This is a genomic window from Planomonospora parontospora (assembly GCA_014647935.1).
GTDB classification, from domain to species: Bacteria; Actinomycetota; Actinomycetes; order Streptosporangiales; family Streptosporangiaceae; genus Planomonospora; species Planomonospora parontospora.
This window is the reverse complement of sequence record BMQD01000063.1, coordinates 1-8,600: the sequence shown is the minus strand read 5'-3', so window position 1 is coordinate 8,600 and position 8,600 is coordinate 1. Positions and strand designations below refer to the sequence as shown.

At 71.1% G+C, this 8,600-nt stretch carries 12 protein-coding genes; 7 read left to right on the top strand and 5 right to left on the bottom strand.

Features of this window, described 5'->3' with window-relative positions:
* The first annotated feature begins 74 nt into the window (after positions 1-74).
* A complete protein-coding gene (locus IEZ07_RS34985) occupies positions 75-428 on the top strand; it encodes a helix-turn-helix domain-containing protein (protein WP_191898725.1) in 354 nt (117 codons plus the stop codon).
* Between the two features lie 404 nt (positions 429-832).
* A complete protein-coding gene (locus IEZ07_RS34980) occupies positions 833-1,240 on the top strand; it encodes an ATP-binding protein (RefSeq protein WP_191898724.1) in 408 nt (135 codons plus the stop codon).
* 526 nt (positions 1,241-1,766) lie between these two features.
* Here the strand turns inward: IEZ07_RS34980 and IEZ07_RS34975 are convergent.
* The 3 genes from IEZ07_RS34975 to IEZ07_RS34965 all read right to left on the bottom strand — a co-directional run bounded on the left by IEZ07_RS34975 (position 1,767) and on the right by IEZ07_RS34965 (position 3,603).
* Positions 1,767-2,351: an NADPH-dependent FMN reductase gene (locus IEZ07_RS34975; RefSeq protein ID WP_191898723.1), complete on the bottom strand. Its 585-nt coding sequence runs from the start codon at positions 2,349-2,351 to the stop codon at positions 1,767-1,769.
* Between the two features lie 497 nt (positions 2,352-2,848).
* On the bottom strand, positions 2,849-3,367 hold the full coding sequence (locus IEZ07_RS34970) for a transposase (RefSeq protein WP_191898722.1): 519 nt from the start codon (positions 3,365-3,367) through the stop codon (positions 2,849-2,851).
* Positions 3,367-3,603 (bottom strand): helix-turn-helix domain-containing protein, encoded by a 237-nt coding sequence (locus IEZ07_RS34965; protein ID WP_191898721.1) that lies wholly within the window; start codon positions 3,601-3,603, stop codon positions 3,367-3,369. The genes IEZ07_RS34970 and IEZ07_RS34965 overlap by 1 nt, the downstream gene beginning before the upstream one ends.
* 140 nt (positions 3,604-3,743) lie before the next feature.
* On the opposite strand from IEZ07_RS34965, the gene IEZ07_RS34960 reads away from it, so the two are divergent.
* The 3 genes from IEZ07_RS34960 to IEZ07_RS34950 all read left to right on the top strand — a co-directional run bounded on the left by IEZ07_RS34960 (position 3,744) and on the right by IEZ07_RS34950 (position 5,834).
* A complete protein-coding gene (locus tag IEZ07_RS34960) occupies positions 3,744-4,487 on the top strand; it encodes a hypothetical protein (RefSeq protein WP_191898720.1) in 744 nt (247 codons plus the stop codon).
* Positions 4,488-4,613: 126 nt separating this feature from the next.
* Entirely contained in the window at positions 4,614-4,877 is a 264-nt protein-coding gene (locus tag IEZ07_RS34955; RefSeq protein WP_191898719.1) for a hypothetical protein, read from the top strand.
* A 111-nt stretch (positions 4,878-4,988) separates the two neighbouring features.
* The gene (locus IEZ07_RS34950) at positions 4,989-5,834 is read left to right on the top strand and encodes a tyrosine-type recombinase/integrase (RefSeq protein WP_191898718.1); all 846 of its coding nucleotides are present in this window, start codon (positions 4,989-4,991) and stop codon (positions 5,832-5,834) included.
* A gap of 258 nt (positions 5,835-6,092) precedes the next feature.
* Here IEZ07_RS34950 and IEZ07_RS34945 read toward each other — a convergent pair whose 3' ends face one another.
* On the bottom strand, positions 6,093-6,326 hold the full coding sequence (locus tag IEZ07_RS34945; protein ID WP_191898717.1) for a hypothetical protein: 234 nt from the start codon (positions 6,324-6,326) through the stop codon (positions 6,093-6,095).
* 356 nt (positions 6,327-6,682) lie between these two features.
* Here IEZ07_RS34945 and IEZ07_RS34940 point away from each other — a divergent pair, with 356 nt between their 5' ends.
* Complete coding sequence (locus IEZ07_RS34940; protein WP_191898726.1) at positions 6,683-7,045, top strand: ATP-binding protein; 363 nt, start codon at positions 6,683-6,685, stop codon at positions 7,043-7,045.
* Between the two features lie 119 nt (positions 7,046-7,164).
* On the opposite strand, the gene IEZ07_RS34935 is transcribed toward IEZ07_RS34940, so the two are convergent.
* Positions 7,165-7,749 (bottom strand): recombinase family protein, encoded by a 585-nt coding sequence (locus tag IEZ07_RS34935; RefSeq protein ID WP_191898716.1) that lies wholly within the window; start codon positions 7,747-7,749, stop codon positions 7,165-7,167.
* Positions 7,750-8,005: 256 nt separating this feature from the next.
* Here IEZ07_RS34935 and IEZ07_RS34930 point away from each other — a divergent pair, with 256 nt between their 5' ends.
* Positions 8,006-8,542: a hypothetical protein gene (locus tag IEZ07_RS34930; RefSeq protein ID WP_191898715.1), complete on the top strand. Its 537-nt coding sequence runs from the start codon at positions 8,006-8,008 to the stop codon at positions 8,540-8,542.
* The last annotated feature ends 58 nt before the right edge of the window (positions 8,543-8,600 follow it).

The following is an 8,600-nucleotide window of genomic DNA, read 5'->3' as shown; positions in this document are numbered from 1 at the left end:
AGATGGTGTTGAACCTCTTCGGGGCCCCGGCGCGATACGCGCCGGGGCCCCCTGTCGCCCGGTGAAAGGCCTGTATGGATCAACCGCACACAACCGCCGGCGCCACCGCCCTCGGAGGCGGCAGCGCTGGCGACAGGTTCGACGATGAGGACTACCCCGCCTACAGCATGGGCGCGGCCGCCGAGATGCTCGGCGTCACGCCGGCCTTCCTGCGCGCTCTGGGCGCCGCCAAGCTGATCGAGCCGCACCGCTCCGGTGGCGGCCACCGCCGCTACTCCCGCTATCAGCTGCGCCTGGCCGCCCGCGCCCGGGAACTGGTCGATCAGGGCACCCCGCTGGAAGCCGCCTGCCGCATCATCGTCTTGGAAGACCAGCTCGCCGAGGCGTTGCGGATCAACGCTTCCCGCCACCAGGCGGCCGGCACCTGACGTCGGCGGCAACGCCGATCGGGCCGAACCCCACCGCCGACCCCCACCCCGGCGGCGGAAGCCTGCCGTTCGGAACCGTACCCCGCAGGGCGTGAGCGCCCCAGCCGGACGACGCGTTCGCCGGATCTGCCCGATGTGCCCGCATGGCGCGGCCATGCGGGTGAACGCGGCAACCGGCGAGCTCCGGCGCGGTGCCGGTCGCGTCGATCAGGCGGCGGGCTGTCTTCATCGCGGCGATGCGCCTGTCCCCGGCGCCGGGGCATCCGTGGCCCTGCCCGGCCGCCGGGGACGCGGGAGCGGCCGCGGGGTGGGCTACCGTGGGGGTCACGACCGCCGATTCTGGCCGGTGAGCCGGCCACCCCGCGGGCAAGCAGCCAGAACGGCGCCTCGCACGGGAGAAGCGTGTGATCGCCTTTCAGGAATCGTGGCCCATCACCGGCGATCTCCCCGGGCTGCGCCGCGCGGTCCACCGCTATGCGGCCGCGGCCGGCCTGGCCGGGCAGCGCCTGGAGCGGGTGGTGCTGGCCGCCCACGAAGCCCTGGCCAACGTGGTGGAGCACGGCGGCGGAACCGGCACGCTGCTGCTGACCCGCACCGGCTCGGACCTGGTCATCGACGTCACCGACGTGCGCGGCGCACTCAGCGCCGCGCACCTGCCCGACCGGCCGCCGCCGCGACCGGAGCGCCCCGATGAGGGGATGGGGTTGTGGCTGATCGGGCGGCTGGTCGACGCGGCGACCGTCGACCAGCGGCCCGGCTGTTCGCGGATCCGGTTGCGGATACGCCTGCCGGCAACTCACCCCGCCGGATGACCACGCCGGTCACCGGCTTCTCACCGGTCCGGCCGCCACCGCGCGGTGGGGCCGCTCTCCCGCACGGGTGACGCCTGACCTGCCGCGGGGAGGGCCCGGGACTCCATTAGCTGCGCCAAGCCGCAAGGTAGGCCCGAAGCCTCGCGGGGAGTCGTCTCATGTCCGGATTCGCCTGGTTTCCGAGGGAGGCAGCGACGGGAACTCCTCTTCCCAGGGATTGGGAAGCGCCTCCGATCACGGTTCTGAACTGGTCCGATGCGCTACTTTTCGGCACGGCTCGGCGCAACTTCGGGAGCACCAGACCGGGGCGGAGGTCGACGGCCACCGGATGCTGCGCGCCGACAGCCCGGCCGCGCCCAACGCCATCGCCGCCTGGCGCTGCGGGACGCGACCGGGGTGCGGCCGCACTGCTACTTCGAGTGGGCCGAAGGCGACCCGCTGCCCGCGCCCGGGTTGCCGACCTTGCGGCTCAAGGCCCGCGACCGGCACCACCTGCTAGCGCCGGCGCGGGCAATGGGCCGACACGCTAGGACCGGTAGGCGTCCATGTGCTGCTGCTCGCGCACCGACTTCATCGCCTGACTCCAGGCCACCAGCTGGTCCAGCATCGTGGCCAGGGACTGCTCGTGGTGGCCGGCCGGCTTGAAGACCGAGAAGTTCTCAAAATCGGTGAACAGCGACAGCATCACCTGGCCGCGCACGGTCGCCATCTGCAACTCGGCGGCGACCAGGCGCAGCTGCTCCACCGCACGGGCACCCCCGGCGCTGCCGTAGCCGACGAACCCGGCCGCCTTGTTGTTCCACTCGGCGTACAGGTAGTCCAAGGCGTTCTTCAGCGCCCCGGACGGGCCGTGGTTGTACTCCGGCGTGACGAACACATACCCGTCGAACTCGGCGACCTTGGCGGCCCAGCGCTGGGTGTGCTCCTTGCTGTACTGGCCCATCGACGGCGGCACCGGCTCATCCAGTAGCGGAAGACTGTAGTCGGCGATGTCGACCAGCTCGAAGCTCGCGTCGGTGCGCTTGGCGGTGAAGCCGTGCACCCACTGGGCCACCGCCTCCCCGATGCGGCCGGGCCGGGTGCTCCCCAAAACGATTCCGATCTTGACCATGCCATGCTCCGTCTCTGTGCAGGTCACCGTTGTCGCGTTCCGGGGGGGCCATAGCTTTCGCTACCCTAAGTCATATTTTATATACTGTCCGCTACCAATTGTTGACCTGATAGATCCCGGATGAGAAAAGAGCCGAGGAGCAGGCCAGGACTACCCGCTGGTTACGTTGCCCTCGCCGTAGTTTCGGGAGTACTGGACCTTAGCCAGAACGGCCAATCCCTCAGAGCCACTGGCTGAGACCAGCGGCTGCCGTTCTTCGCGCACTCCCGTGTGCGGGATGTCCGGGAAGTCCAGCAGCCGGCTGGAACCGCCTCAGGCCGACATCGGCCCCAGCCCGCCGCCCTCGCGGCTACGCGGATGGCGGCCAGCTTCCGGTCGTATGCCTTCCTGTGGAGGGCAACCATCATTTCAAGATCAAAAGCTTTTCGGATCTGCGACGCCGACTTCAGCGCGGCCTCCTCCCGCCCTGGGGGGTGGGGGCCGGCCGGACGGCGGTCTCATGCGGAGAGCAGGTGCAGTCCTCCGCGCTCGCGGGCGGTCCGGGTCTGCTCGACCCGGGCGGCGACCTTGTCGGCCGCCGAGGCCAGGGCCGCCAGATCGTCGGCGGGCTCCGCACGCTGCACCGGCGCCTGCTCGCGAGGTTTGACCGGCGCCCAGCTCTCCGGCTCCATCCGGGCCAGCATCGCCAGGGCGATGTGCCCGCCTGGCGCACTCCAGCGGCGGGAGACGAACCCGCCGGGGCGGATCGTCTCGGCCACGAGCGTCCCGCCGACGGCATCGCGCAGGGCCGCGTCCACCAGCTGCGCGCAGACTGCTCCCCGCGCCCGCTCGACGGCCAGGGCGAAGGCGGCGAAGTCGGCCGGGGCGTCGTCGGCCTCGCCCTTCTGACGCCAGGCGTGCAGGGTCCGCGGGCTGATCCCGGCCAGCTGCGCCGCGGTGGTGAAGGAGTTGCCGCCTTCCAGGGCCTGGACGATGCGGGCCTGGATGTCGGGGGTGAGCTTGCTGCGCCGCCCCATCATTCCCGTCCTTCCGCGACCGGCACCACCGGGAGCTCGGCCGGCGCGGCCGCCGGGCCGGGCAGGCCCGGCAGGGCGGCCAGCGCCGCGGTGGGCACGCGGATCAGCCGACCGATACGCAGGTGCGGGATCTGCCCGCGGCCGGCGGCGGCGTAAGCGGCATCCCGGTGCACGCCCAGGACGGCGGCGGTCTCGGTGACGCTCATGGTGGCCCGGTCGGGCAGCAAGACGGTCATGGCCCCTCTGGTACACGAAAGCCCGGCTTAGGTCATCTGAGGCCGGACCCGGCCGGACCTGAGCGCAAGCCGCTCCCCGCCGACAGGGCGGTGTCATCATCGCGATGACGTATCCGTCATCACCGTGACGACATCGGAGGATGCCCGTGCGGCCCGCCTACGACCTGACCGACCCCTACGACGCGGCGCGGTTCCTGCGGGAAGAGGGCGTCGGCGCCGCGCGCTACCAGCCGCCCGGCAGCGAGCACGGGTGGATGCACCTGGTGGCCTCGGCGGCGCAGTTCACCGAGGCCCGCCCGGACGACCCGCCCCGGCCGCGCCTGAGCGGGGACGACGCCCTGGCCGCGCTGACCCTGCTGGCCGCGCTGCGCGACTGGCTGTCGGAGGTCGAAAGCGACTTCATCGGCGCGGCCCGGGACGCCGGGGCCACCTGGGAGGAGCTGGCGCCGGTGCTGCGGGTCGCCGACCGCCGGGCCGCCCAGCGTCGCTACGCCCGCCGCTGCGCAGCCGCCGCCCACCCGGGCGGGACGCCGAGGGACGCGAAGGACGTCTCGCCGGACGTCCTCGATGCCGGCCAGGACGTCCCGGACGTCCCGCAGGACGTCTCCGCGGCGGCGGAGTGGGGCGACGACGTGTGCCTGCGGCGCTGCGACGGCCGGTGGAGCCTGCACGGCCCGGACTGGGAGATCGAGGTGGAGGGGTTCGGCGTGTTCGGCACCATCGCCGCCCGGGACCAGGCGCAGGCCCACGCCGCGGCGGCCGCCGTCGCGGCGCTGACCGGGCGGGCGGTGACCGGGTGGGATCGCGACGCCTGGAGCCGCTCGGTCTACGGGGAATCGTCGTGGTACGCCTGCCTGTCCGGGGGATCGTCCGGGATTTCGTAGATCATCCGAGGGCCGGTTCCGGACGGCGCCGTACCCGTCTCCTGTTTCCTGCTGCAGGCCGGCGCCTGCGGGCGTACCGTCGCGGGCGTGGCCCTGAGTCGGCTCTCGCCCGTGAAGGAGTCCCTGATGAGCGAGGCATCGTCGCCGGAGTCTTCAGAGTCGCGCTGGGCGCGACGGATCCGGTTCTCGGTCCAGACGTCCATGGTCGTCCTGGGGGCGGCGCTGGTGGCGGGACTGCCGTTTCCCGGCCTGCGGGCGTGGGCCGTCTCCCCGCACGGCCTCGGAACCGTGTGGAAGCTGGCGATCCTTCGGTGCGTGGTGCTGGCCGTCATGCTGCTGATGCTGCGGCCACTGAACGACCCTGGTGACGTCGGCACCGGGGAAGGCTGATCCGACGCCGGTTTGCGGTGATTAGGGCGACGCTCTTTACGCAGTAAACCACCAGGTGGCAGAGCCGGGCGGATCCGCGCCCGGCCACTTCCCGCTCCTCCTTGCTGCCGGGTGAAGCCCACGCCCGCGACCGTCAACAACCACCTCGCGCACCTGTCAGCGCTGTTCACCTGGATCACCGCGCACGCCCCCGAAGGGCTGCTGCGCCACGGCGACCCGACCAAGAAAGTCCCCCCGCTACCACTGCCTGCCCCGCAGCCGCGAGCGCTGGCCACCGCCCGGGTGCGCACCGTCAAGAACGTCGTGGACCGGATCGAGACCTTCCACGAGCTCAAAGGCCGCCGTCACCGCGGCGGTGGAACTCCCCGGGTACACGCCCACGCTCGCCCGCTGCGCGACCGGGCCATCATCTACCTGCTGTTCGACACCGGGCTGCGCCGCGCGGAGCTGGTCGGCCTGGAGCTGGACCAGCTGGAGCCAGCCGCCCCCGAGCGGCTGCGCCAGGCCAAGAAGGCGCGCCTTGTCGGCGTGCGCGGCAAGGGCCGCACCAGCCGCACCGTGTTCCTGGGCCGCGACGCCCGCCAGGCGCTGGCCGACTACCTCGACCAGGAGCGGCCCGGCGACGCCGCCGCCAGCACCGGCCCGGCCGCGCTGCTGCTGTCGGCCGCCTCCATCGCCGCCCGCCGTCCCGACGGCCGCCTCTCGGCCCGCTCCATCAACACCATCGTCGGCGAGATCGGCCGCCTGCACGACGCCCAGATGCCCGACCCCGACCGCAAGCTCGGCACCCTGCGCCCGCACGACGCCCGGCACACCTTCGCCTACGGCCTGTCGCAGGCCTCCGGCCACAACCGCGCCGAACTCGAGCGCCGCCTCGGCCACGCCAACGACCGCTACCTGCGCCTGTACACCAACCCACCTGACGACATCGCCGCCGACTACGTCGAAGACCTATGACCGCGAGACCTGGTCACACCTCAACACGACGGGCAGCGTAGCCATCCGCCCAGTCGACGATCCGGTCGGCGAGTGCTATGACGGCAGCCGGGAGCGCCTGGACCGCCGGCTGCGTCGATGACGCTCTCAACCGCCACCAGATCTCGGCCCGCCGGGACGTGATCATCTGACGCGGCCACCATCGCCAGCGCCGTTGCGTTGCTTCCTGGACTTCCCGGTGGCGCCTGCGACCCCGTAGCCGATACTCGGGCGCGACGCTCAGGAGTCGCGGTGGGCATTCCTTCGCGGCGCGATGAAGACGGCCCAGGCGGCCACCCCCAGGGCCGCGCCGAAGGACGAACCTAGCCCGACACCGTAAGCGATGTTGTCGGAAAAACCCCCGACGACGACGCCGACGAGGAGGCCGAAGGCAGTGCCAAATGCGATCCAGATCCCGAGATTTGCCCAGATCCCGAGACCTTCGGCGGGCGGGGGCGTGTTGTTGCTCGTCATTGCATCTCTCCCAAGGACGCGGGTGGACGGGGCTGACAATCTGGCGGCCCATCACGGCGGAGTTGGCGTTCGCGTTGTCCGGTGTGTAGCGAGCGGCCGCGTGACGGTCCGTTATCGCCGACGGGCGGATCCTGGCGAAGGGCTGGCATAGGTCCACCATCGGCTTCGCCAGCAGGGTCGTCAACATCACCTTGTACGCCAGGAAGGGCTAATAGGGGTTCTGACCGGACAGAACCCAAGCACTATGCGGTATCGGTCGAGCCGAATACCGGGGCGCTGCTGGGCACCCGGCCCGGCCGTCCAGCAGGCTTCTGAGCCTCTGACCAGCGCTATTAGCCCTTTCCGACGTACTTGGTCTGCCACCCAAGTACACGCCCGGCGGCGGGAGCGTCACCGTCACCGCCGCCCCGGTCTGCCAGGGCGGCACCGGCGCAGGCTCCCGCGTCGCGCTGGTGGTCACCAACACCGGCATCGGCATCCCCACCGAGCAGTACGAGCAGCTGTTCTCCCGGTTCTTCCGCGCCTCCACCGCGCGCGAGGCCCGCATTCCCGGCACCGGCCTGGGGCTGGCCATCACCAAGGCGATCGTCGAGGCCCACGGCGGCGCCATCACCGCCGCGCCCCGCGATGGAGGCACACGGTCTTCACCGTGTGCCTGCCGGCCGACCCGGCCTGTGAGGAACAACGGAACGAAAACGTACGCCAAGAAACGATCATGAGGGGCGACCCGGGCTCCGACGGCTGATCACACGAAGGCTCGGCGTACGTTCCAGCTCCGGAGCACCCGCTGTCCGCCAGGGGGTGACGACCTCGATGGGATGATCGCGGAAGGTGCGGGTCACTGCCGACGGGACGGCGGGGCAGATGGCTTGGCGAGGTGGCGGTAGATGGTGGGGCGGGTGACGCCGAACTCGGCGGCGATCTGCGCCACGGTGTAAGCGCGTTTGCCGTCGGCACCGACTTCCTCGTACATCGCCCGCGCCAGCTGCACCTGGCGGGGGCCGAGCTTCGGCCGCTGCCCGCCGGTGCGGCCGCGGGCGCGCGCGGCGGCCAGGCCGTCCATCGTCCGCTCGCTCATCAGGGCGTGCTCGAACTCGGCGATGGCGCCCAGGATCTGGAAGAACATCCGCCCCACCGCGGTGGAGGTGTCGATGCCCTGGTCCAGCACGACCAGGTCGACGCCGCGGGCCTGTAGTTGTCCCGACAGGTCGATGAGGTGTTCCAGGGAGCGGCCGAGCCGATCCAGCTTGGTGACCACGAGCTGGTCGCCGGGCCGGTTGGCCGAGAGCAGCGCCTTGTCGAGCTCGGGGCGGCGGGCGAGCTTGCCGGAGGCGGTGTCGATGAAGATGTGCTCGCAGCCGGCCGCGGTCAGGGCGTCGGGATGCTGGTCGCGGGTGGAGACGCGTCCGTAGCCGATGCGCATGCTCGGACTGTATCGCGAACCTCCTCATGCATGACATTGGCGCGGACACGGCATGTGTTACACACCTTACCTGCAGGAACGACACGCCGCCCGTTGTGTAACGCGAACGATCGTTTCCAATACAACCGACCGGAAAGCATTCGGTGCCCAGTTCACATGCAGGTGAGATTGCCGATTTTTACCCAAACCTTGACATTTGGTAATCCACCGCAGAGCATGACCGGGATCCTTGATCATCAACTTTGGAGGAGAACTGGTGCGGCGATCCCCCTCGGTCGTTCTCGTCGCCGTCGCGGCGGCGATGCTGGCCTCGGCGCAGCAATTACCTGCGGCCGCGAGCCCGGCCCCCGCCCCGCCCCCGGCCGCCCCGCCGACTCCACCACCCGGCGAGTTGCTCGGAGCGGCGCCCCAGGACCGGCGGGTCACCAAACAGCCCGACGGGCGCCTGGTGATCGAGGCATGGACCCAGCCGGTGCGGGTGCATCGCGACGGAGCCTGGCGGTGGATCGACCCGACCCTTGTGGAATCGGGCGGAGTGCTGCGCCCCAAGATCACCGTCACCCCGGTGGAGTTCACCTCCGGCGGCGCCCGAAAGCCGCTGGCGACGCTGACCACTCAGGATGGCAAACCGGTCACCTTCACCTGGCCGACCGCTCTGGCCCGCCCGACGGTCACCGGTGGCAAGGCCGTCTACGCCGATGCCGCGGGCCCGGGCTCGTCGCTGGTCGTCACGGCGCTGCCCACCGGCTTCCGCTGGGAGATCGTGCTGAAGTCCCGCCCGGCGAAGAAGTGAGCTTCCCCTCGTAACGTGGAGATCGAACCGAGAGAGGTTTGGTCGTGGCAGGTACCAC

What these genes read in the sequence shown, in the direction of transcription:
- IEZ07_RS34955 (WP_191898719.1), top strand. Translation starts at nt 4,614, where the DNA reads ATGAGCGAGGCATCGTCGCCGGAGTCTTCAGAGTCGCGCTGGGCGCGA.
- IEZ07_RS34965 (WP_191898721.1), bottom strand. Translation starts at nt 3,603, where the DNA reads ATGACCGTCTTGCTGCCCGACCGGGCCACCATGAGCGTCACCGAGACC.
- IEZ07_RS34975 (WP_191898723.1), bottom strand. Translation starts at nt 2,351, where the DNA reads ATGGTCAAGATCGGAATCGTTTTGGGGAGCACCCGGCCCGGCCGCATC.
- IEZ07_RS34935 (WP_191898716.1), bottom strand. Translation starts at nt 7,749, where the DNA reads ATGCGCATCGGCTACGGACGCGTCTCCACCCGCGACCAGCATCCCGAC.
- IEZ07_RS34985 (WP_191898725.1), top strand. Translation starts at nt 75, where the DNA reads ATGGATCAACCGCACACAACCGCCGGCGCCACCGCCCTCGGAGGCGGC.
- IEZ07_RS34970 (WP_191898722.1), bottom strand. Translation starts at nt 3,367, where the DNA reads ATGGGGCGGCGCAGCAAGCTCACCCCCGACATCCAGGCCCGCATCGTC.
- IEZ07_RS34945 (WP_191898717.1), bottom strand. Translation starts at nt 6,326, where the DNA reads ATGACGAGCAACAACACGCCCCCGCCCGCCGAAGGTCTCGGGATCTGG.
- IEZ07_RS34960 (WP_191898720.1), top strand. Translation starts at nt 3,744, where the DNA reads ATGCCCGTGCGGCCCGCCTACGACCTGACCGACCCCTACGACGCGGCG.